The sequence below is a fragment of the Allochromatium tepidum genome (assembly GCF_018409545.1).
In the GTDB taxonomy this organism is placed as follows: domain Bacteria; phylum Pseudomonadota; class Gammaproteobacteria; order Chromatiales; family Chromatiaceae; genus Thermochromatium; species Thermochromatium tepidum_A.
The window spans coordinates 696,727-719,443 of record NZ_AP024563.1 but is presented as its reverse complement, the minus strand read 5'-3'; the positions used below and the strand labels follow the sequence as shown (position 1 = coordinate 719,443).

General features: G+C 63.6%; 22 protein-coding genes. 10 read left to right on the top strand and 12 right to left on the bottom strand.

Annotated elements, in window-relative coordinates; all coding sequences use genetic code 11:
• Positions 1-4: 4 nt before the first annotated feature.
• From Atep_RS03385 to Atep_RS03355, 7 genes are all read right to left on the bottom strand, one after another.
• A complete protein-coding gene (locus tag Atep_RS03385; RefSeq protein WP_213380278.1) occupies positions 5-1,060 on the bottom strand; it encodes an extracellular catalytic domain type 1 short-chain-length polyhydroxyalkanoate depolymerase in 1,056 nt (351 codons plus the stop codon).
• A gap of 90 nt (positions 1,061-1,150) precedes the next feature.
• Positions 1,151-1,909 carry a phosphate signaling complex protein PhoU gene (gene phoU / locus Atep_RS03380; RefSeq protein ID WP_213380277.1) on the bottom strand — a complete coding sequence of 253 codons (759 nt, stop codon included), beginning with the start codon at positions 1,907-1,909 and terminating at the stop codon, positions 1,151-1,153.
• 19 nt (positions 1,910-1,928) lie between these two features.
• Positions 1,929-2,771 (bottom strand): phosphate ABC transporter ATP-binding protein PstB, encoded by an 843-nt coding sequence (gene pstB / locus Atep_RS03375; protein WP_419467268.1) that lies wholly within the window; start codon positions 2,769-2,771, stop codon positions 1,929-1,931.
• Positions 2,772-2,823: 52 nt separating this feature from the next.
• Positions 2,824-4,134, bottom strand: a complete 1,311-nt coding sequence (gene pstA / locus Atep_RS03370; RefSeq protein ID WP_213380275.1) for a phosphate ABC transporter permease PstA — start codon at positions 4,132-4,134, stop codon at positions 2,824-2,826.
• On the bottom strand, positions 4,127-5,518 hold the full coding sequence (gene pstC / locus Atep_RS03365; RefSeq protein WP_213380274.1) for a phosphate ABC transporter permease subunit PstC: 1,392 nt from the start codon (positions 5,516-5,518) through the stop codon (positions 4,127-4,129). The genes pstA and pstC overlap by 8 nt, the downstream gene beginning before the upstream one ends.
• A 101-nt stretch (positions 5,519-5,619) precedes the next feature.
• Positions 5,620-6,663, bottom strand: coding sequence for a PstS family phosphate ABC transporter substrate-binding protein (locus Atep_RS03360; RefSeq protein WP_213380273.1), 1,044 nt, complete (start codon positions 6,661-6,663; stop codon positions 5,620-5,622).
• Positions 6,664-6,799: 136 nt separating this feature from the next.
• A complete protein-coding gene (locus Atep_RS03355; protein ID WP_213380272.1) occupies positions 6,800-7,216 on the bottom strand; it encodes a hypothetical protein in 417 nt (138 codons plus the stop codon).
• Between the two features lie 84 nt (positions 7,217-7,300).
• Between Atep_RS03355 and Atep_RS03350 the strand changes: the two genes are divergently transcribed.
• A complete protein-coding gene (locus tag Atep_RS03350) occupies positions 7,301-8,485 on the top strand; it encodes a glycosyltransferase (protein ID WP_213380271.1) in 1,185 nt (394 codons plus the stop codon).
• Here Atep_RS03350 and Atep_RS03345 read toward each other — a convergent pair.
• Positions 8,461-8,703 carry a hypothetical protein gene (locus Atep_RS03345; protein ID WP_213380270.1) on the bottom strand — a complete coding sequence of 81 codons (243 nt, stop codon included), beginning with the start codon at positions 8,701-8,703 and terminating at the stop codon, positions 8,461-8,463. The two genes, Atep_RS03350 and Atep_RS03345, sit on opposite strands and share 25 nt — an antisense overlap.
• Before the next feature lie 203 nt (positions 8,704-8,906).
• Here Atep_RS03345 and Atep_RS03340 point away from each other — a divergent pair, with 203 nt between their 5' ends.
• Genes Atep_RS03340 through Atep_RS03300 form a run of 9 tightly spaced genes read left to right on the top strand, consistent with a single transcriptional unit; the run spans position 8,907 to position 19,743 of the window.
• The gene (locus Atep_RS03340; protein WP_213380269.1) at positions 8,907-11,165 is read left to right on the top strand and encodes a type I restriction-modification system subunit M; all 2,259 of its coding nucleotides are present in this window, start codon (positions 8,907-8,909) and stop codon (positions 11,163-11,165) included.
• A gap of 2 nt (positions 11,166-11,167) precedes the next feature.
• Positions 11,168-12,631 (top strand): ATP-binding protein, encoded by a 1,464-nt coding sequence (locus Atep_RS03335; RefSeq protein WP_213380268.1) that lies wholly within the window; start codon positions 11,168-11,170, stop codon positions 12,629-12,631.
• Positions 12,628-12,990 (top strand): hypothetical protein, encoded by a 363-nt coding sequence (locus tag Atep_RS03330; protein ID WP_213380267.1) that lies wholly within the window; start codon positions 12,628-12,630, stop codon positions 12,988-12,990. The genes Atep_RS03335 and Atep_RS03330 overlap by 4 nt, the downstream gene beginning before the upstream one ends.
• The gene (locus tag Atep_RS03325; RefSeq protein WP_213380266.1) at positions 12,987-13,526 is read left to right on the top strand and encodes a hypothetical protein; all 540 of its coding nucleotides are present in this window, start codon (positions 12,987-12,989) and stop codon (positions 13,524-13,526) included. Before Atep_RS03330 ends, Atep_RS03325 begins: the two co-directional genes overlap by 4 nt.
• Complete coding sequence (locus Atep_RS03320; RefSeq protein WP_213380265.1) at positions 13,523-13,795, top strand: hypothetical protein; 273 nt, start codon at positions 13,523-13,525, stop codon at positions 13,793-13,795. Before Atep_RS03325 ends, Atep_RS03320 begins: the two co-directional genes overlap by 4 nt.
• On the top strand, positions 13,792-15,081 hold the full coding sequence (locus Atep_RS03315) for a restriction endonuclease subunit S (protein ID WP_213380264.1): 1,290 nt from the start codon (positions 13,792-13,794) through the stop codon (positions 15,079-15,081). Before Atep_RS03320 ends, Atep_RS03315 begins: the two co-directional genes overlap by 4 nt.
• Entirely contained in the window at positions 15,078-16,232 is a 1,155-nt protein-coding gene (locus Atep_RS03310; RefSeq protein WP_213380263.1) for an ImmA/IrrE family metallo-endopeptidase, read from the top strand. Before Atep_RS03315 ends, Atep_RS03310 begins: the two co-directional genes overlap by 4 nt.
• The gene (locus Atep_RS03305) at positions 16,229-16,723 is read left to right on the top strand and encodes a DUF4411 family protein (RefSeq protein ID WP_213380262.1); all 495 of its coding nucleotides are present in this window, start codon (positions 16,229-16,231) and stop codon (positions 16,721-16,723) included. The genes Atep_RS03310 and Atep_RS03305 overlap by 4 nt, the downstream gene beginning before the upstream one ends.
• Positions 16,720-19,743 carry a type I restriction endonuclease subunit R gene (locus Atep_RS03300; RefSeq protein WP_213380261.1) on the top strand — a complete coding sequence of 1,008 codons (3,024 nt, stop codon included), beginning with the start codon at positions 16,720-16,722 and terminating at the stop codon, positions 19,741-19,743. The genes Atep_RS03305 and Atep_RS03300 overlap by 4 nt, the downstream gene beginning before the upstream one ends.
• 51 nt (positions 19,744-19,794) lie before the next feature.
• Here Atep_RS03300 and Atep_RS03295 read toward each other — a convergent pair whose 3' ends face one another.
• Genes Atep_RS03295 through Atep_RS03280 form a run of 4 tightly spaced genes read right to left on the bottom strand, consistent with a single transcriptional unit; the run spans position 19,795 to position 22,622 of the window.
• Complete coding sequence (locus Atep_RS03295) at positions 19,795-20,574, bottom strand: queuosine precursor transporter (RefSeq protein ID WP_213380260.1); 780 nt, start codon at positions 20,572-20,574, stop codon at positions 19,795-19,797.
• A gap of 7 nt (positions 20,575-20,581) precedes the next feature.
• Positions 20,582-21,364 carry a PP2C family protein-serine/threonine phosphatase gene (locus tag Atep_RS03290; RefSeq protein ID WP_213380259.1) on the bottom strand — a complete coding sequence of 261 codons (783 nt, stop codon included), beginning with the start codon at positions 21,362-21,364 and terminating at the stop codon, positions 20,582-20,584.
• 27 nt (positions 21,365-21,391) lie between these two features.
• Complete coding sequence (locus Atep_RS03285) at positions 21,392-22,126, bottom strand: DsbC family protein (RefSeq protein ID WP_213380258.1); 735 nt, start codon at positions 22,124-22,126, stop codon at positions 21,392-21,394.
• Between the two features lie 13 nt (positions 22,127-22,139).
• On the bottom strand, positions 22,140-22,622 hold the full coding sequence (locus Atep_RS03280) for a YajQ family cyclic di-GMP-binding protein (protein WP_213380257.1): 483 nt from the start codon (positions 22,620-22,622) through the stop codon (positions 22,140-22,142).
• Positions 22,623-22,717: the final 95 nt, after the last annotated feature.

Below are 22,717 nucleotides of genomic sequence, written 5' to 3'. Positions count from 1 at the left end.
GGCCTCAAGCCGCCGGAGCGCAGTTCAGAAAGAAACGCAGCATTTCACGCGAGGCATCCGGCCCCTTGGGCTCGGCGAAGGAACCGGCCGGATCGCCGCCGAACCAGCCGTGTCCGCCGCCCTGCACCATCCAGAGCTCGGCGCGGATCGCGCCATCCATCTCCAGATAGCGGGTTCGGGTGTAGTCCAGACCGCCCGGTGCCCGCCCCGTCTCGCGCTCGATGCGCGGCTCGTCATCCGCCGATAGCGCCTGCTCGATGATCCAGGAGGCATTGACCGGATTGACCCTGAGATCGGCGTCGCCCTGAAAGACGATGACCGGCACACCCGTTTCGCTCAGGACCGGTATCTGGCCACCTACGGCCGCCGGCCCCTGATGCATGAGCGTCAACGCCGACATCTGATCGCGCGCCAAGCCATACGGCAGGCCGGAATGCACGCCGACGGCGGCAAAGAGTTCCGGATAGACCGCAGCGAGTGCCAGGGCCATGGCACCGCCCGCCGAGAGTCCGGCGACATACAGCCGGCACGGATCGGCGCCATGCCGCACGCTGATATCGCGGGTCAGGGCGGCGAGCAGTGCCGCCTCCCCGTCGTCGGGACGCCGGTGTTCGGGCAGGAACCAGTTCCAGCAGCCCGTGGCATTGGCGGTGCGCGACTGGCTCGGATAGAGGACGATGAAGCCCAGCTCGTCGGCGAGCCGGTTGAAGCGGGTCAGACGCGCAACGTCGGCGGCGTCCTGTTGGCAGCCGTGCAGCATCAGGATCAGCGGACGCGGCGCACCATCGGTGTCGGCCGGCACATAGAGGTCGTAGTCGCGTGCTTCCGACCCATGCGTGTAGTGACCATGGATCGAGCGGCCGCCCGCGGGACCGACGTCCTCAATGGCCTCGAAGTCAGCGTCGATGACGCCGTGACGATCAGCCGTGGCGGCATCCGGCCTGACCGTGTCGCGCGTCAGATGCAGGCCACGCTGGATGAGGGCCGTGGCCTCGGTGAAGCGGCCATCGCGCCCCAGATGCATGGCCTCGGCCAGGATCGCCTTCAGAGTTTCGTTCATGACACACCAGTCGATGGCGCCCGCTCGGGCCGAGTCGAGACAGCTTAAACCGCCTCGACAACGGCGTCGATCGGCCTGGCGACCACTGCGTCAGTAACCGCGATGGCGCAGCGTCTCGATCAGGATCTCGCGATTGCGATAGCGCACATCCTGTCCGAGCGCGACATAGATGACCTGCTCGGCGATACTGGAGGCATGATTGCCGATGTGCTTGAGTGCCTGCGCAGAGTGGAACAGCGCAATGGTCTGACGCGGCACCAGACCATCGGTGTCCGATTCGCTCAGCAGATCGTGTAGTGCATGCGCCGCCTCGTGAAGCCGTGTCTCATCCTCGAAGATGGTCAGGGACTGAGTCACATCGAAGGTGGTGACGGCATGCACGCTGCGCTCGAACATGCAGCAGGCCTTGTCGTCGAGACGCTGGAAGGCGTCACGCAGCGGTTCGACGAGCAGTGCGCCGTCCTGTTCCTGCTGGTGCAGTTCAAGCACCTGACGGGCGATGCGTGCGGCCTTGTCGCCGGCGCGCTCGACCTCCCCGGCGATCTTGGACAGCGCCAGCACGATGCGCAGATCCACGGCCGTCGGCTGACGCCGGGCGATGACCCGAAACACCTCTTCGTCCGCGTCGAGTGAGAGATAGTCGATCAGCGGCTCGCGATCGAGTACGCGATAGGCCTGGGACTCGTCGTCTTCGATCAGGGCCGCGACGGCGACCTGCGTTTGGTCGATGACGCGCTCGCCCATCTGCAGGATGATGGCGCGCAGCTTGGCCAGCTCCTGATCGTAGCGACGCACGGTATGGCCGCTGGTGAGATCGCCGGCCGGTTTGTCGACGGCAGTGTCGCTCATCGTCGTCTCCGCGCCGGACTCAGCCGAAGCGCCCGGTGATGTAATCCTCGGTGAGCCGGTGCTGAGGATTGGTGAAGATCTGATTGGTCTCGCCGACCTCGATCAGATCGCCGAGATGGAAGTAGGCGGTGCGCTGCGAGACGCGCGCGGCCTGCTGCATCGAGTGGGTGACGATGGCGATCGAGTAGTTGGCGCGCAGCTCGTCGATCAGCTCCTCGATGATGGCGGTGGCGATAGGATCGAGCGCCGAGCAGGGCTCGTCCATCAGGATCACCTCGGGCGAGACGGCGATGGTGCGGGCGATGCACAGCCGTTGCTGCTGGCCGCCCGACAACCCGGTGCCGGGCTGATCGAGCCGATCCTTGACCTCGTTCCAGAGCCCGGCCTTCTGCAAACTGCCCTCGACCAGCTCGTCCAGCTCGGCCTTGTTGTTGGTCAGACCATGGATGCGCGGCCCATAGGCGACGTTCTCATAGATCGACTTGGGGAAGGGATTGGGCTTCTGGAACACCATCCCGACCTGGGCGCGCAGCGGCACCGGGTCGAGTCCCTTGTCGTAGATGTCCTGACCGTCGAGCCGGATCGAACCCGTCACCCGGCAGCCGTCGATGGTGTCGTTCATGCGATTGAGACAGCGCAGGAAGGTCGACTTGCCGCATCCTGAGGGGCCGATCATCGACAGCACCTCGTTCTTGCCGATGTCCAGGCTCACGCCCCTGATGGCCTGTTTGGCGCCGTACCAGACATCGACGTTGCGGCAGGTAATGCGCGGGTCGGCGACCGTGATATCGCCGACGGTGGCCGTTGAGTGTCGGTCTTTCGCCAAGTCGGCGGAGCTGATCGCGCCAGTCGTCTTGTCCATTACTTCAACCAGAGTGTTCATGAAAATTCAGCCTCTCGCTTGGGTTTGAAACCTACCAGCGACGCTCGAACCGGCGGCGCAACAGGACGGCGGCCAGGTTCATGACAAAGAGGAAAGCCAGCAGCACGAGGATGGCGGCCGAAGTGCGCTCGACGAATCCGCGTTCGGGACTGTCGGCCCACAGGAAGATCTGCACCGGCAGCACGGTCGCGGCGTCGGTGAAGCCCTTGGGGATGTCGACGATGAAGGCGATCATGCCGATCATGAGCAGGGGCGCGGTCTCGCCGAGCGCCTGCGCCATGCCGATGATGGTGCCGGTGAGCATGCCGGGCATGGCCAGCGGCAGGACATGGTGGAACTGGGTCTGCAAGGGCGAGGCGCCCACACCGAGCGCGGCCTCGCGGATCGAGGGCGGCACGGATTTGAGCGCCGCGCGGCTGGCGATGATGATGGTCGGCAGGGTCATCAGGGTCAGCACCAGGGCCGCGACCAGCGGGGTCGAGCGCGGCACGCCGAAGAAGGCGATGAAGACCGCCAGACCCAGCAGACCGAAGACGATCGAGGGCACCGCCGCCAGGTTGTTGATGTTGACCTCGATCAGATCGGTCCAGCGGTTCTTGGGCGCGAACTCCTCCAGATAGAGTGCCGCGCCGACCCCGATCGGGAAGGACAGCGACAGGGTCAGCACCAGGGTGTAGAACGACCCCATCAGGGCGCCGGCGATGCCGGCCAGCTCGGGTTCGCGCGAGGTGCCGTGGGTGAAGAAGATGGTATTGAAGTGCTTGGCGACCCGCCCCTCGGCGTCGAGACGATCGATCCAGCCGATCATCTGGTCCTTGACGCGCCGGTCGCCCTCGGCGGCCTCGCGATCGATATGGCCCTTGACCAGCATGTCGATGTCGTCGTCGGCCAGAATCCACAGTTCCTGCGTGGTACCGATCAGTTGCGGATCGGCCATCACCCGTTCGCGCAGCAGATCGGGCGCGCCGACGCTGATCATGGAGTTGAGCAACCGCCGGTCGCCCCGATCCGTAACCTCGGGGAACTGCTCGCGCAGCGCCTCGCGGATCGGCTTCATGTAGTCGGCGCGCGCCAGCACGGCGGGATCACGGGTGCCGTCCGGGTCGATGGCCTCGGCGGCCAGCTCGATCGGCAACTGGATATAGGTCTGCTGGAAGGCCGTATAACCCTTGAGGATGATGTCGGCGAACAGCAGCGCGACGAAGCTCATGCCCAGGACCACCGCCGTGGCGCCGAGCAGCCGGAAGCGGCGCTCGCGCGCATAACGACGCTTGAGCGAGGACTGGACGATGTCGATGGTGCGACGCGGCGCGCCGGCCGCGTCCTTGGCTGGATTATTCATATTGCTCTCGATACTTGCGCACGATCGACAGGGCGATCACGTTGAGCGTGAGCGTCACCAGGAACAGCGTCAGTCCCAGGGCGAAGGCGGCGAGCGTCTTGGCACTGTCGAACTCCTGGTCGCCGGTGAGCAGGGTCACGATCTGCACCGTCACCGTGGTGACGCTGTCGAGCGGATTGGCGGTCAGATTGGCGGCCAGTCCGGCGGCCATGACCACGATCATGGTCTCGCCGATGGCGCGCGAGACGGCAAGCAGGATGCCGCCGACGATGCCCGGCAACGCGGCCGGGATGACGACACGGCGGATGGTCTCGGACTGGGTCGCGCCCAGGGCATAGGAGCCGTCGCGCAGCGACTGGGGCACGGCGTTGATGACGTCGTCCGACAGCGAGGAGACGAAGGGGATGATCATGACGCCCATCACCAGACCGGCGGCGAGCGCGCTCTCGGAGGCCACGTCGAGTCCCATCGAAGCCCCCAGCGAGCGGATGAAGGGCGCGACGGTCAGGGCGGCGAAGAAGCCGTAGACCACGGTCGGGATGCCGGCCAGCACCTCCAGGATCGGCTTGGCGGTCGAGCGCACATGACGGTTGGCGTACTCGGACAGATAGATGGCCGACAGCAACCCGATGGGCACGGCCACCAGCATGGCGATCACCGAGACCATCAGCGTGCCGGTGAAGAGCGGAATGGCGCCGAAGGCCCCCGAGGCGCCGACCTGATCGGCGCGCAGGGCGATCTGCGGACTCCAGTTGGTGCCGAAGAAGAACTCCAGCGGCGAGACCTTCTGGAAGAACAGCAGCGACTCGAACAGCACCGAGAGCACGATCCCGAGCGTGGTCAGGATGGCGATCGAGGAAAAGATGATCATGATGATCGAGAAGATCGACTCGACCCGATTGCGGGCGCGCATCTGCGGCCGGGTGCGCATCCAGGCATAGGCCATGCCGGCCAGCGCCACGGCCAGCACCGCCGCCCACATCGACCACTGTGCGATCACGCCCAGACGCGCATATTGATCGGCGGCGGCCTGGATTTCGGGCGTGACCTCAGCCGAGACGATATTGCCGGTGGCCAGATTGCGGATGTCGCTGACCAGAAGACTCAAGCGCCCGTCGGAGAGTCCGTCGAGCATCGCGGGCGGCAGCTTCGCCGTGACCAGCGCGATGAGGATCCGGTCCTGGAAGCCGCTCCACAGTCCCATCAGCAGCAAGGCCGGGATACCGGCCCAGAGTGCGGCATAGAGTCCGTAGTAGGTCGGCAGCGAGTGCAGCTGCTTGATGTGTTTCGGACCGCCGGCGCTGGCGATGGCGCGTCGGCGCCCGAGTTGATAGGCCCCGGCCATGACCGCGAGCACGACGAGCATGAGAATCCAGGAGTACATCGGGATTTGGCCTGGTTTGAATGGAACAGCCGATGCCCGAACATCGGGCATCGGCGGCTGGCCGGGTGATTCCGGCGCGTGACGCTGGGCGGTGTGCCGCCTTACTTGGCGGGCTTCTCCATCGACTTGAGCGACTGCGCGGCCTCGGCGACGGCGGCGCGCTCCTCGTCAGGCAGGGCGATCAGCCCCTTGTCGGCCAGATAGCCGTCCGGACCCCAGGCCTTGTCGCTGGTGAACTCCTTGACGTACTCCTCGATGCCCGGAATGGTACCGACATGGGCCTTCTTGACATAGAAGTAGAGGGAACGCGAGATCGGGTAGGAACCATCGGAGATGGTGTCATAGGTGGGCTCGACACCGTCGATCTTGGCGCCCTGGACCTTGTCGGTGTTCTGATCCAGGAAGCTGTAGCCGAAGATGCCGAGCGCGCTCGGGTTGGCCACCAGCTTCTGCACGATCAGGTTGTCGTTCTCGCCGGCCTCGATATAGGCCCCGTCTTCACGGATGCCCTGGCAGACGGCCTTGTGCTTCTTCTCGTCGGACTTCTTGAGATCCTTGATCTCGGGGATGCTGTTGCAGCCCCCTTCCATGGCCAGCTCGACGAAGGCATCACGGGTGCCGGAGGTGGGCGGCGGACCCAGCACCTCGATCTTGAGGTCGGGCAGTTCGGCGTTGACGTCCTTCCAGGTCTTGTTGGGGTTGGCCATGAAGCCGCCCTTGCCGTCCGGGATATCCTTGGCGAGCGCCAGATAGACGTCCTTGAGACTCAGATCCCAGGGTTCGGCCGACTTGGAGTTGGCGATGGCGATGCCATCGAAGCCGATCTTGACCTCGGTGATCTCCTTGACGCCGGCTTCCTGGCAGGCCTCGAACTCGCTGGCCTTCATGGCGCGCGAGGCGTTGGTGATGTCGGGATGATCGACGCCCACGCCGCCGCAGAACAGCTTCATGCCGCCGCCGGTGCCGGTAGACTCGACCTTGGGGGTCTTGAACTTACCGGTACGACCGAAGGTCTCGGCCACGGCGGTCGAGAAGGGGAACACGGTCGAGGAGCCGACGATGTAGATGGTATCGCGGGCCATGGCCTGGGTCGAGAGTGTGGTCGCGGCTAGGGTCACGGCCGCGGCGATCAGGGTCTTGTTCATGCGTTGGAATCTCCTGCAAGTGGACGAAATCGCACGGGGCTGTATTGTCGCCACGATTGGTTCCCATTGTATGAAGACAAGATGACGATTCCGTGACAACGCCCATCCGGCGTGACCGCACCGTCAATCCGGATCTCTACTCTTTCGCCCGACCGGAGTCGCCCTTTAACTGCCCGAGCGAGCGTATCAGACGCAGGCTGGTATTGAAGAAATCCTCCTGCGGCTGCTTCTCGCAGAGCGCACCGATGCGCAGCATGGCCGCATCCAGTTCACCGCCCGCGAGCACGTCGCGCCCCACGGCCAGATTCAGTCCCGTGACCAGACCCGCCAGCCACTGGCGATAGAGCCGATATTCCTCGCCGGCGATCCCGGCCGGCGTGCCCGGCCCCGGCCGACTGGCGAGGTAGGCCGCGCAACTCTTGGCACCCTGCCCCCAGAGCGCGGGCGCGACGGGACGCTCAGTGGAAGGCTCAGCCGCACGGACCGGCAGCGACACGCTCAGAGCCAGTCCAGCCGCACACGCCAGCCGAACGAGAGACGAATGATCACCCATGACATGGTTCCTGAAAGGTTCGAGACGATGAAGACGGTTTATTCGGGTATGATCACCGGATTTTTCGGTTTCGGGCAATGATCCATGCGCGTCTTGATGATTTCGGATGTCTATTTTCCCCGTGTGACCGGCGTTTCGACGTCGATCCAGACCTTCGCGCGTGAATTCGGCGCCAAGGGGCACGAGGTCACGTTGATCGCGCCCGATTACGGTTCGAGTGACTATGACGCCGGCGCCAACGAGCCGTTCGAGATCATCCGTATCCCCTCGCGCTATCTGCCGATCGACCCGGAGGACCGCATCCTCCAGCCGTTCAAGATCCGCCGTCTAACGGAGGCACTCAAGGCGCGTGGATTCGATCTGCTCCACATCCAGACGCCCTTCATCGCGCACTACTCCGGGTTGGGGCTGGCCAAGCGGCTCGAACTGCCGGTGGTCGAGAGCTATCACACCTTCTTCGAACAGTATCTGCATCACTATGTCCCCTGGGTGCCGGCGCGCTGGATGCGCGGCGCGGCGCGCCATTTCTCCATCAGTCAATGCAATGGCGTCGATGCGCTCGTGGTGCCCTCGCAGGCGATGCTCGACGTGCTCCGGGACTATGGTATCCAGACCCCGGCCGAGGTCATCCCGACCGGGATCGATCTGGATCAGTTCAGCCAGGGCGACGGCCTGCGCTTTCGGGCACGTCACGACATCCCGCCCGAGCGTCCGGTGCTGGTGCTGGTGAGCCGGCTCGCCTTCGAGAAGAACATCGAGTTCATCCTGCGCGCGCTGGTCAGGATCAAGGCCGAGGTGCCGGACGTACTGCTGGTGATCGCCGGCGAGGGTCCGGCGCAGCGCGATCTGGAGCGTCTGGCCGAGCAGTTGGGTCTGGCCGACAACACGCGCTTCCTGGGTTATCTCAATCGCGACGGCAGTCTGGAGGACTGTTATCGGGCCGGCGCAGCCTTTCTGTTCGCCTCACGCACCGAGACTCAGGGACTGGTTCTGCTGGAGGCGATGGCGCTCGGCGTGCCCGTGGTCTCGACGGCGGTCATGGGGACGAAGGAGGTGCTGGGCGATGGACAGGGCGCGCTCATCGCTGCGGAGGACGAGGCGGATTTCGCCGGCAAGGCCGTGCGATTGCTGAAGGAGCCGGATTTGCGCAAGCGGTTGGCACGCGAGGCGGTCGAACATGCGCACGACTGGTCGGCCCCGGTGCTGGCCGACCGTCTGCTGAAGTTCTACGAGCGGGTGATCGATCAGGCGAGGATATCGATCAGATGATCGAAGGCGTCGGTCGAGGATTGGAGCACCTTGGCCGAGGCTTCGACCTGACGCAGGTTCTCGGTCTGATCGACCAGCGGCTCGCTGATGTCGCGCACCGAGGTGCCTGCCGGCGGCTTGACGCCGGCACTCGCGATCTCGCTGGCATTCTGGCTCAATCCATCCATGCCCCGCTGCATCCCCATCCAACCGGCTTGGCCGACGATTCCGGTGATCATCTCGGTTCCTCCGTCAAAAATCATTGCCTTGATTGAATCTTAGTCCAGACGGGCCGCCGGCGCTGAGACCGCGCGCCGATTCGCGACCAGCGTCACGGACAGAGTGTGCAAGGCACGCGCCCCTGCACACTGACCGCATCGATCTTGGCCTGTTAGACTGCGCCCGATCGACAAGACCTGTGAAATTCTGCCCGGATGCCTCCATGAGCGCCAGCTTCCAGCCACTCGCCAACTTCATCTGGTCGGTGGCCGACCTGCTGCGCGGTCCCTATCGTCCGCCGCAGTACGAGCGCGTGATGCTGCCGCTGACCGTGCTGCGCCGCTTCGATGCCGTGCTCGCCCCCACCAAGGAGGCCGTGCTTCAGCGCCACGACGAACTGCGCGCCCGCAACCTCACCAACAGCGACGCCATCCTCAACAATCTGGCCAAGGACGAGGACGGCAACCCACTGGGCTTTCACAACCACAGCCCGCTGGATTTTCAGAAGCTCAAAGGCGACCCCGACCACATCGGCCGCCACCTGGCCGACTACATCGCCGGCTTCTCCGAGAACATCCGCAAGATCTTCGAGCGCTTCGAGTTCGAAAAGGAGATCGAGAAGCTCGAAGAGTCCAACCGCCTCTACCAGGTCGTATCCCGCTTCGCCGAGATCGACCTGCACCCCAAGCGGGTTGACAACATCACCATGGGGTTGGTGTTCGAAGACCTGATCCGGCGCTTCAACGAAGCGGCCAACGAAACTGCGGGCGATCACTTCACCCCGCGCGAAGTCATCCGGCTCATGGTCAACCTGCTGCTGGAGCCCGACACCAACGTGCTCACCCAGGCCGGCGTCATCGTCACCGTCTGCGACCCCGCCTGCGGCACCGGCGGCATGCTGGCCGAGGCGCAAAACTGGATTCGCGCCCACAACGAACAGGCCATGGTCAAGGTCTTCGGGCAGGACTACAACCCGCGCTCCTACGCCGTGGCGGCCTCCGACCTTTTGATCAAGGGCCACAAGGACAGCCAGGTGGTGCTGGGCAACACCCTCACCGACGACCCTTTCCCAGATCAGCGCTTCGACTACCTGTTGGCCAACCCGCCCTTTGGCGTGGACTGGAAAGCCGAGAAGAAGGTCATTGACCGCTGGCCCAACTTCCGTGGCTACAGCGGCAAGCTGCCGCGCATCAACGACGGCGCCCTGCTGTTCCTGCTCTACATGATGAGCAAGTTTCAGCACTATGAGGCAGGCAACCGCGACAAGCCCGGCTCGCGCGCCGCCATCGTCTTCAACGGCTCGCCGCTGTTCACCGGCGGCGCCGGCAGTGGCGAAAGCGACATCCGCCGCTGGATCATCGAACGCGACCAGCTCGAAGCCATCGTCGCCCTGCCCGAGCAGATGTTCTACAACACCGGCATCGGCACCTTCATCTGGGTGGTCACCAACCGCAAGGCACCCACTCGCCGCGGCAAGATCCAGCTCATCGACGCCCGCGAGCGCTACACGTCCATGAAGCGCAGCCTGGGCGACAAGCGCCGCTACCTCGACCAGGCCGCGCTGGATGCCATCACCCGCGAACATGGCGCCTTTGCTGAGACGGCAAAAGCATGGGTGCGGCAAGACAAGGACGGCAAACCCTTGGAATGGCGCGATACCCCACCGACCGAACCCGCACCCGAAGGCCAGAAATGGGTCGAGCGAGTGACCAGCCGCGTCTTCGACAACGCCGACTTCGGCTACCGCCGCATCACCGTGCTGCGCCCGCTGCGCCTGCGCTTCCAGATCACCAGCGAGGGCTGCGAGCGCTTCCTTGACGCCTACCCCGAGCTGTTCGACGCCCTGCAGGCCGTGCAGAACGCCCTTGGCACCGAGCTGCTGCCGGACTGGAACCAGGTCTGGGACAAGGTGCAGCAGGTGTTCAAAACCCTGCCCGACAATGTGGAAGGCTGGGCCAAGGGCGCCAAGGGCACGGCGCAAAAGAAAGCGTTCCGCGACTGCTTCACCACCGTGGACCCCGAAGCCGCGCCCGTCATCGCCAGACACCACAAGGCCGAAGCGCTCAACCGCGCCGCACTGTTCCCCGGCCAGACCCTGCCCGCCGACCTCAAACAGGACGACCTCTACCCCTTGCTGGGCCTCCATAAACTCCCCTCGCCCTCCGGGAGAGGGGCTGGGGGTGAGGGCGTTTTTGCCGAATACGAACCCGACCCGGCGCTGAAGGACGCCGAGAACATCCCGCTGAAAGAAGACATCGTCAGCTACTTCCTGCGCGAGGTGCGCCCGTACGTCAACGACGCCTGGATCGACCGCGAAACCATGGACGAGCAGGACGGCGGCATCGGCAAGGTGGGCTATGAGATCAACTTCAACCGCGTGTTCTTCCAATACCAGCCGCCACGCCCGCTGCACGAGATCGATACGGAACTGGCCGAGGTGGAAAAGCGGATCATGGCGCTGCTGCGGGAGGTGACGGAGTGAGCATGGATGATCGACAACTCACCGAACTTCGCGGTTTGCTGTCAGAACTGCGCAAGCTCCCGCAAGAAGTCGGTTGGGTCGAATTCAAGCACGACAATGCCGACCCAGAAGGGATCGGCGAATACCTCTCCGCACTTTCCAATGCCGCAGCCTTGGCCGGCAAAGTGAAGGCCTATCTGGTGTGGGGCATCGACGACGCCACGCATGACGTGGTCGGCACACGTTTCGACCCAGCGTCGGTTAAGGTCGGCAACGAAGAACTGGAGAGCTGGTTGCTGCGGCTGCTGTCTCCCAAAATTGATTTTCGCTTCCATGTGTTCGAGGCTGATGGCCGGCGCGTCGTCCTGCTCGAGATTGGTGCAGCGTTTCGCCATCCAGTGCAGTTCAAAGGTGTCGAGTTCATCCGCATCGGTTCCTACAAGAAAAAGCTCAAGGATTTTCCCGAAAAGGAACGCGAGCTTTGGCGTGTGTTCGATCAGACACCTTTCGAGCGCGAGGTGGCGGCCGAAAAAGTTACAGGTGACGAAGTCCTGCGCCTGCTCGACTACCCGGCTTATTTTGAGTTGCTGGGCCAACCCCTGCCCGAAGGCCGCGAAGCCATCCTGTCCACACTGGCCAGCGACGGTCTCATCACCCAAGCGGCGGGGGCATGGAGCATCACCAACCTGGGGGCCATCCTGTTCGCCAGACGGCTGGCCGACTTCCGCACGCTGCGGCGCAAGACCGTGCGCGTGGTGCTCTACAAGGGCAACAGTCGCGTTGAAACCATCCGTGAGCAAGAGGTCGGAAAAGGCTATGCGACCGGCTTCGAGGGCCTGATCGACTTCGTGACTGGGCTACTGCCAAGCAACGAAGTCATCGGTCGTGCCTTGCGCAAGGAAGTGCCGATGTTCCCGGTGCCGGCCATTCGCGAGCTGATTGCCAATGCGCTGATCCATCAAGATTTTCATCTGACCGGCGCCGGCCCGATGGTGGAGATTTTCGCTGGGCGCATGGAGATCACCAATCCCGGCCTGCCACTGGTGCAGACGCATCGGTTTCTCGACAGCCCGCCCCGGTCGCGCAACGAGGCCTTGGCCTCGTTCATGCGCCGCATCGGCGTTTGCGAGGAGCGCGGCAGCGGTATCGACAAGGTGGTCTTTGAGACTGAGCTCTACCAGTTGCCCGCGCCCTTGTTTGAGACCACTGACGAGCACACCCGCGCCGTGCTGTTTTCGCATCGCGAGTTCCGCGACATGGACAAGGCGGATCGGATACGCGCCTGTTACTTGCATGCCTGCCTGCGCTATGTACAGCGCGACGGCATGACCAACACGACCCTGCGCAAGCGCTTCGGCATCGAGGAGAAGAACAGCGCCATGGTGTCGCGGGTGATCAAGGACACCATCGCGGCCGGCCTGATCGTCTGCCACGACGAGACCGTCGGTAGCCGGGCCCGCAAGTACCTGCCATGGTGGGCGCGATGATCCTGATCGCGTTGCTTGAGCCTTGCTTGACTGGCCGGCTCCGGATGGGTCGGCCAACATCCTTTGGCTATACAAATCAAAGAATTACGCTGCCGATGTTGCTTGAGCGTTGCTTGACTGGCGGCGCAGCCGGAACCGGCTCCGCCCTGCGCGAGGTGCGCTCTTATGTGAACGATGCCTGGATCGACCGCGAAACCCTGGACGAGCAGGACGGCGGCATCGGCAAGGTGGGCTACGAGATCAACTTCAACCGCGTGTTCTTCCAATACCAGCCGCCACGCCCACTGCACGAGATCGACGCGGAACTGGCCGAGGTGGAAAAGCGAATCATGGCGCTGCTGCGGGAGGTGACGGAATGACAGCGCAGGAGCTGCTGGAACAGCTGAACCTGCTGGATGAGAACGAACGCATCGAGGCCAAGGCCGCCAGCATGTCCAACTGCCCGCTGCGGCTGGACATCCAAACCGACACGCTCACGGCCAGCCAGGGCTTGAAGAAGCTGCGCGACGCCGGCCTATCTAGCAACCCCGAGGGCTTATCTAGGAACCTTGGCGGCTTGTCTAGGGACCCCAACTCCCTAGACAAGGCCGAAACCGAGCGCAAAGCCGTAGTCCGCGATGCACTGCTGGCCGAGCTGCCCGGCGAGCTGGCCGCCCGCGTCGGCGCCCTGGGGCGCCGCAGCCCACCCGACGCGGTACGCGACGTGGTCCTGGAGCTGCTGCGCCAGCGCCCCTGGCGCCTGGAAGAGCTGGGGCATATCCTGCAGCGCAACCCGGAGTACGTCCGCCAGAAGTATGTGCAGCCTTTGCCGGAAGCCCGGCGCATCCGCATGACGCGGCCGGATGTCCCCAACGATCCCGAGCAGGCCTACCGGGCAATGGAGACACAGCCATGACCCCCGCATTGCTTCAGCATGGCCAAACTGGCGGCGCGGTAAGAACCGGCTCCGCCCTGCGCAAGGTGCGCCCTTACGTCAACGACACCTGGATCGACCGCGAAACCGTGGACGAGCAGGACGGCGGCATCGGCAAGGTGGGCGACGAGATCAACTTCAACCGCGTGTTCTTCCCATACCAGCCGCCACGCCCGTTGCACGAGATCGATGCGGAACTGGCCGAGGTGGAAAAGCGGATCATTGGGGTGTTGTGGGAGGTGACGGAGTGACACTTACCATACCGATAGGGACAGAAACGCGGCGCCTGCGTTTTCTATTCGATACCAAATCGGGTGCAACGCCTTCGAGTGGCATAGAAGACTACTGGGACGGCGACATTAACTGGGTGACGCCAGAAGACCTCGGGAAACTCACGGATCGGTATGTCCGGGAAACGCGCCGTCGTATTACTGAGGAAGGCTATAAGAGCTGCGGAGTCGATCTCGCGCCGCCTGGTTCGATCGTTCTTTCGAAGCGAGCGCCTATCGGACAAACCGCAATCCTCGCTGTGCCGTCAACCTGTAATCAAGGTTGTTTTCTATTGACCAAGCTGGACGGGGTAGACGAGCGCTTCTACTTCTACAGCCTGATTCACTTGCGACCGGCTCTGGAAGCATTGGGGCGCGGCTCGACCTTTATGGAGTTATCGGCCGACGACCTGCGCTCGATCTTGTTGCCGTTCCCAAGCGAGGAGAGGCAGCGCCTCATCGCCGACTACCTCGACCGCGAAACCGCCCGGATCGACGCGCTGATTGCCGAGAAGGAGCGCATGCTCGCGCTGCTGGAGGAAAAGCGCGCCGCCCTCATCAGCCGCGTCGTCACCCGCGGCCTCGACCCCAACGCCCCGCTCAAACCCTCCGGCCTCGACTGGCTGGGCGAGATTCCGGCGCATTGGGGCATGCCGCAACTGCGATTTGTCTGCAGATCACTTCAGATAGGCCCGTTCGGCTCTCAACTTCATGCCGATGAGTATGTTGATAACGGGGTCCCAGTAATCAACCCGGCACACTTAAAGGGTAACAAAATCACCCCAGACTTTGGGATTTCTGTCGACGAAAAGACCGCGCAACGATTGGCAATACACAGACTTGAAGAGGGTGACATTGTCTTTGGCAGACGCGGTGAGCTTGGCCGCTGCGGAGTCGTTGAGAGCTCACAAGTTGGTTGGCTCTGCGGTACCGGAAGCCTGCGAGTCAGGTGCGACAGGACTCTCGTGGATCCGAGATATGTGGCATTGGTGTTCAGCGGAACTCTTGCCTCAACGCAGTTAGCACTGGAATCTGTTGGTTCAACGATGGACAACTTGAATACAGAGGTGCTGGGACACTTCCGCATCCCACTGCCGCCGCTAGAAGAGCAAAAGAGCATTGTTAGCGCGGTCGAGGCAGGCCAACGGAAGAGTAACGCACTGAGTGACAGCTTGCAGGTCTCGATCTCGCTTGCCAAAGAACGCCGCGCCGCCTTGATTACCGCCGCCGTCACCGGCCAGATTCCGCTGGAGGAGATGCAGCCATGAGCGTAAGGGTCCCCGCGTCGATTCCGGTGCTGCGCTGGGCAGCATTGCGGGCGCGCCTGGATGAGCCGGCCATCGAGCGGCGATTTCGCCAGTGGCCGAAGTGGCTGTCCGGCGAGGCTCAGCCGACGCTGCAACAGCTGGAGTCCTTCGCGCGGATGACCCATACGCCGATCGGCTACTTTTTCCTGCCGGAGCCACCGGAGCTACGCTTACCGGTGCCTGATTTTCGTACCTTCCGCGATGAAGCGCCGGCCGCGCCGAGCAGCGAGCTGCTGGACACGCTCTACCTCTGTCAGCAGCGGCAGGAGTGGTACAGCGAGTATGTCCGCCTTCATGGTTTGCCGCGGCCCGCGTTTGTCGGCAGCGTTTCCATGAAGCATGCCCCGGAGACCGTGGCGGCTGAAATCCGCAAGACGCTTGGTCTTTCCGTTGAGGAGCGGCGGCGGCTGTCCACCTGGACCGATGCCCTGCGCCGGCTCATCGCCAAGGCAGAGGAAGCCGGCGTGCTGGTGATGGCCAGTTCGATCGTCGGCAGCAACAGCCACCGCAAGCTGCGTGTGGACGAGTTTCGCGGCTTCGCCTTGGCCGATGAGGCGGCGCCGCTGGTGTTCCTGAATGCCGCCGACAGCAAGGCGGCGCAGATGTTCACCCTCGCCCACGAGCTGGCGCATGTGTGGCTGGGCGCGAGCGGCCTATCCGATCCCACAGCCGGCAGCGTGCCGGAACTGGAGCTTGAGCGCTGGTGCAACCGGGTGGCCGCTGAGCTGCTGATGCCATTGGAAGAGTTGCACAACGCCCACGACCCTGTTGCCGATGTGCCGGCCGAGATTCAACGGCTGGCGCGACTGTTCAAGGTGAGCACCCTCGTCGCGTTGCGTCGCCTGTTCGATGCCGGATACATCGACCGAGGAACGCTCCGGCAACACTACCGTGAAGAGCTGGACCGCGTCCGCGCACTGGAGCGCAGCCAAGCTGGTGGCGGCGACTTCTATCGCACCCTCGGAGCGCGCACCGGCAAGCGATTCGCCCGCGCCGTGCTGGCTAGCACGCTGGAAGGGCAAACGCTGTTTCAGGATGCCTTCCGCATGCTGGGTGTACGCAAGACATCGACGTTCTACGAAGCGGCGCGCGAGTTGGGGGTGAGCCCATGAGCTACCTGCTCGATGCGAACGTGTTCATTCAGGCCAAGAACCTGCACTACGGGCTGGACTTCTGCCCTGCATTCTGGGAGTGGCTGGTCGACAACCATGCGGCCGGCAAGGTCGCCAGTATCGACAAGGTGGGGGATGAGATTGCCGCTGGCGATGACGAGCTCAGCATTTGGGCGCGCAATCATGGGAATGGCCTGTTCACCAAGACCGATGCGTCGGTTGCAGCCAAGTTCGGCGTCGTGAGTACCTGGATCACGGCACAGCAATACGAGCCGGCCGCCATTAATACCTTCCTGCAGGTTGCGGATTTCTATCTGATCGCCCATGCGCTGGCGCGTGGCCAGACCGTGGTCACGCACGAAGTTCCCGCAAACTCGGCCAAACGGATCAAGATTCCGAACGTCTGTATTGGTTTGAACTTACCCTTCATGACGCCTTACGAGATGTTGCGGCGGGAGAGGGCCCGATTTGTCCTGGGTAAACGACCATGAAGAGAACCTCCGAAGCCGCCTTCGAAACCGCCATCGAGGCCGCCTTGCTGGCCGATGGCTACACGCGCCTGGACGGCAAGGGCTTCGACCGGGAGCGGGCGATTTTTCCGGAGGAGGCGCTGGCCTTCATCCGCGCCACCCAGGGCAAGGAGTGGGCCAAGCTGGAGGCCTTGCACGGCGGCGAGACCGGTGCGCGGGTGCTGGAGTCGCTGTGCAAGTGGCTGGATACCCATGGCGCGCTGGCCACGCTGCGGCATGGCTTCAAGTGTTACGGCCGCACGTTGCGGGTCGCCTTTTTTCGCCCGGCCCACGGCCTCAATCCGGAGCTCGAGGCGCGCTACCAGGCCAACCGGCTGGGGTTGACCCGCCAGTTGCACTACAGCCCCCGGTCGGAAAAATCGCTGGACGTGGTGCTGTCGGTCAACGGCATCCCGGTGGTGACGCTGGAACTCAAAAACCCCTTGAGCGGCCAGACGGCAGCCGACGCCATCCACCAGTATCGCCACGACCGCGACCCGCGCGAACCGATCTTCGTGTTCGCCAAGCGCAGCCTGGTGCATTTTGCGGTGGACACCGAAGAGGTCCACATGACCACCCGGCTGGCGGGTTCGTCTACCTATTTCCTGCCCTTCAACCGGGGCATGGACGGCGGTGCAGGCAACCCGCCCGATCCGCACGGGCGCAACTACAAGACGGCTTACCTGTGGGAAGAGGTGCTGCAGCGCGACAGCCTGCTGGACCTGCTCGCCCGCTTCCTGCATCTGAGCGTCGAGGAAAAAACCACAGACGACGGCAAGAAGGTGCGCAAGGAAAGCCTGATCTTTCCGCGCTACCACCAGTTGCAGGCGGTGCGCGAGTTGGTGGCGGCGGCCGCCCGCGAGGGCGTGGGGCATAACTATCTCATCGAGCACTCGGCCGGTAGCGGCAAGAGCAACACTATCGCGTGGCTGGCCCATCGCCTCTCCAGCCTGCACGATGCGAGCGACGAACGGGTGTTCGACAGCGTGGTGGTGATCACCGACCGCGTGGTGCTCGACCGCCAGTTGCAGAACACCATCTATCAGTTCGATCACCGCCAGGGCGTGGTGCAGAAAATCGACGAGGACTCGCGCCAGCTCGCCGAAGCGCTGGAAGCCGGCGTGCCGATCATCATCACCACGCTGCAGAAGTTCCCCTTCGTCTCCAGCCAACTGGCCAGGCTGAACGAGGAACGCGGCGAAGGCGGCAATAGCCATCTGCCCACGCGCAAATACGCGGTGATCATCGACGAGGCGCACAGCTCGCAGTCGGGCGAGACAGCCACGGAGCTGAAGGGCGTGCTGGGGGGCGAGGAACTGCGCAAGAAGGCGCAGGCGATGGCTGAGGAGGAAGGCGAGGTGGAGCTCGAGCGCCTGTTCCGTTCCATGGCCAAGCGTGGCCGGCAGCCCAACATGAGCTTCTTTGCGTTCACCGCCACGCCCAAGCACAAGACGCTGGCGATCTTCGGCCGCAACGGCGAACCCTTCCACCGCTACACCATGCGCCAGGCCATCGAGGAAGGCTTCATCGAGGACGTGCTGAAGCATTACGTCACCTACAAAACCTACTACAGGCTGATCAAGAAGGCCGAGGACGACCCCAACGTCGAGCGCAAGAGGGCGGCCAGGGCGCTGGCGCGCTTCATGCGCCTGCACCCGCACAACATCGCCCAGAAGACCGAGGTGATGGTGGAGCACTTCCAGCACTTCACCCGCCACAAGATCGGCGGGCACGCCAAGGCCATGGTGGTGACCGGCTCGCGACTGGAGGCGGTGCGCTACAAGCAGGCGTTCGACCGCTACATCCAGGAGAAGGGCTATCCGATCAAGAGCCTGGTGGCGTTTTCGGGTACGGTGGAAGACGACAAGATTCCGGAGAAGTGCTACACCGAGGTCGAGATGAATGGCGGGCTCAAGGAAAAGGAACTGCCCGACACCTTCGCCAAGCCGGAATACCGCGTGCTGCTGGTGGCCGAGAAATACCAGACCGGCTTCGACCAGCCGCTGCTGCACACCATGTACGTGGACAAGCGCCTGGCGGGCATTCAGGCCGTGCAAACCCTTTCGCGCCTGAATCGGACGCACCCGCTGAAGGAAGATACGTTCGTGCTCGATTTCGTCAATGAGCCGGGCGAGATTCAGGAGGCCTTCCGGCAGTACTACGACGGCGCGGTGATGGGCGAGCAGGTCGATCCCGACAGGCTCTATGCAGTCAAGGCCGAGCTGGATGCGGCAGGCATCTACCTGCAGACCGAGGTGGCCGAGTTTGCCCGCGTCTTCTTCGCGCCCAAACGCCGCCAGAGCGCCAGCGACCACAAGGCGATGAATGCGCTTCTGGACCAGGCCGTCGCGCGTTTCGTGCACTGGCAGAGCACGGCCGAGGAAGAGGCCGAACTGTGGCGCGGCAAGCTGCAGGCATTCCGCAATCTGTACGGCTTCTTGAGTCAGGTGATTCCCTACCAGGACAGTGACCTGGAGAAGCTGTTCACCTACCTGCGCCACCTGGCGTTGAAACTGCCCAAGCGCAAGAGCGGGCCGGGCTACCGGTTCGATGAAGAGGTCGAGCTCGACTATTACCGACTGCAAAAGATCAGTGAAGGCTCGATCAGCCTGAACGAGGGTTACGCCAAGCCGCTGGACGGACCGAGCGAGGTCGGTTCGGGCATGGTGCGCGAGGAGTCGGTGGCGCTGTCGCGTCTGATCGATCTCGTCAATCAGCGTTTCGGCGGCGAACTCAACGAGGCCGATCAACTCTTCTTCGATCAGATCGCCGAGGCCGCTAGCCTGAACGAGTCGCTGCAACAGGCCGCCGAGGTCAATCCGTTGGACAAGTTCCAGCTCCTTTTCGGTCAGGTGCTGGAGTCCCTGTTCATCGAGCGACTGGAACTCAACGAGGGGCTGTTCACGGAGTACATGAGCAAGCCGGAGATGCGCGAGCTGGTATCGAACTGGCTCGGACAACAGGTCTACGAGCGGCTGTCCAAACGCCGGCCAAGCGACTGAGCGGGCGTAGCGGACCGGTTGCGCATGCAAGCGAGATCCGGCATGACGCCGCTACTTGGCGCGTGCCGCCCCTTCAGAAAACGCCGCGCGCTCGCGGAGCGTTCTGGACAGTTCAGCGCCCAGATAGCGATCGATCAGGGTGCGCCCGAGATAGATCAGGGGCGTGAGCGCGATGGCGACGACGAATTTGTAGACATAGTTCACCGTGCCCACCGCCAGGAACAGCTCCATCGGCCATTGTTGCGGCCCGAGCACGAAGGCGACATAGAGCACCACGAAGCTGTCGATGAACTGTGAAATCAGCGTCGACCCGGTCGCGCGTGCCCAGATATAGCGTTCGCCGGTGAGACGCCGGACACGATGGAAGACGCTGACGTCGACGATCTGGCCGATGAGAAAGGCGACCACCGAGCCGACGATGATCCACATGCCCTGGCCGAAGATGGCGCTGAAGGCCGCCTGCATGTCCGGCACGCCCTGCCCGGACTGGATGCCGACCCACCAGTCGGCCGGCGCCAGCCCGATCGACAGATAGGCGAAGACAAAGGCGTAGAGGATGAGTCCGACCGTCAGATAGGAGAGCAGCTTCACGCCGCGCCGGCCGTAGTACTCGTTGATGATGTCGGTCATGATGAACACCACCGGCCACAGCAGCACGCCGGCGGTGAAGCTCAATGAACCGGACTGACCGAAGAGGTTCCAGTCGAAGGGCGCCAGTCCCAGGGTCGCTTCGAGGGCGAAGATCTTCACGCCCAGAAATTCGGCGATCAGGGCATTGCAGACGAAGAAACCGCCGAGGACGATGAACAGCCGGGTCGGTCGGTCGAACATTCGAACCTCAGACCGCCGCCCGCTCCCCGACGCGCAGCAGGGCGAGCGTGATGTTGTCGTTTCCGCCGCGCTCGTTGGCCAGCCGCACCAGGGCATCAGCCGCCGATTCGAGCGCATCGTCTCCGATCGAACTCAGGATCTGCGTCAGCCAGTCATCCGGGACCAGACCGCTCAGCCCATCGGTGCAGAACAGAAAGAGATCGCCGCTGTCGATCGCGATCACATCGGACGAGACGGCCACGCTCGGCGTCGACCCCAGTGCGCGGGTCAGGATGTTCTCGCCGATGCCATAGCGGCGTGCATCCTCGCGGGTATTGAAGAAACCCTGATCGACGACCTCCTGGATGAAGGAGTGGTCGCGCGAGAGCTGGACCAGTTCCTCGCCGCGCAGCCGATAGAGACGCGAGTCGCCGACATGGGCGAAGGCCAGCCAGTCCCGACCGACCGCGCCGACGACCACGGTCGTCCCCATGCCGCTGCATTCGCGATTGTCCTTGGCATGGCGCAGGATAGTGATGTTGGCCTCCTCGACGGCGGCCTGGAGATAGAGCCGCGCCTTCTCGGCATTGGCGCCGGCGCCGACGCGCCGACTGAAACGTTCGGCGATGGTCTCGGTCGCCAGACGGCTGGCGACATGGCCGGCCGTCGCACCCCCGACACCATCGGCGACCACGACCAGACCGAACTCGGGACGCACGACCACCGCGTCCTCGTTGCGCTGGCGCACTCGTCCCTGGTCGGTGCGCCAGGCGAAATCCAGCTCGAAGGCACTGACGGGCTTGGCGTCCATCACGGCGCGCTCGCGTTGGGTGCTCGCTCAGCCGCCGGGCTGCCCGTTGAGCCGGGCCGCCAGACGCTTGGGTTCGACATAGCCGGGGATCATCTCGCCGCTATCGGTGATGATCGCCGGGGTACCGCGCAGTCCGAGATCGGCGCCGAGCGCCATGTGCTTCTCGACGGGGTTGTCACAGGTCTTGGTTTCGATCGTCTGGCCGGACTTGGCCTTGGTCAGAGCCGTGCGACGAGCCGCATCGTCGCCCGCGCACCAGACCGAGACAGCCTCGTCATAAGCCGCGCTGTCCTTGCCGGCGCGCGGGAAGAACAGATAACGCACCCGGATGCCTTCCTTCTCGTAGTCGGCGATCTGGCTGTGCAGCTTGCGACAGTAGCCGCATTCGATGTCGGTGAAGACGGTGATGGTGTGCTTGGCGCTCTTGTTGCCGAAGATCACCATGGCATCCTCACCGACGGCGTCGATCAGACGCTTGCGCGCCTCGGCCAGACGCGGCTCGGTGAGATCGTCGCGCGTCTTGAGATCGACGATGTGACCACTGATGAAGTGACGGCCATCGGCGGTGATATACATCAGATCCGTGCCGGCCATGACCTCGTAGAGTCCCTTGATCGGCGCGGGCTGGATGCTGGTGACCTTGAGATCGGGCGCGATCTCCTTGAGCGCCTCGCGGATCTTCTGCTCGGGCGAGGCGAACGCCAGTGTGGTGGAGAGGGTCAGCGCGGCGGCGATCAGCAGGCGTTGAGTCGGTCTGTTCATGGATGTCGAAACCTTAGTCGCGGAAATTGTTGAACTGTAACGGCAACCCCCAGTCACCGCCACGCAGCAACGCGATGACCTCCTGGAGATCATCGCGCTTCTTGCCGGTGACGCGGAGCCGATCGCCCTGGATCTGGGCCTGCACCTTGACCTTGCTCGCCTTGATGGCCTTGACCAGGGTCTTGGCCGTGTCCGAGTCGACGCCCTGCTTGAGTTTGACCTCCTGACGCGCGCTGCTCAGGTTGGTCACGGGTTCGCCGGGGTCGAGGCTCGCCAGGTCGATTCCGCGTTTGACCAGCTTCTGGCGCAGGATATCCATCATCTGCTGGAGGTGGAACTCCTGCTCGCCGGTGAGCAGGATCTTGTCGTCGCCCAGCTCGAAACTGGCTTTGACGCCCTTGAAATCGAAGCGGGTGCCGATCTCGCGGTTGGACTGATCGACCGCGTTGCGCACCTCTTGCAGATCGATCTCGGAGACGACGTCGAATGAAGGCATGACGGGTAAGACTCTCGGTAGGACGGTGTCGAGTGATGAATGGGTTGAATCTTAACCCATTCGGCGGTGTTCTGGCGTCTGGGATTGAGTCGGCG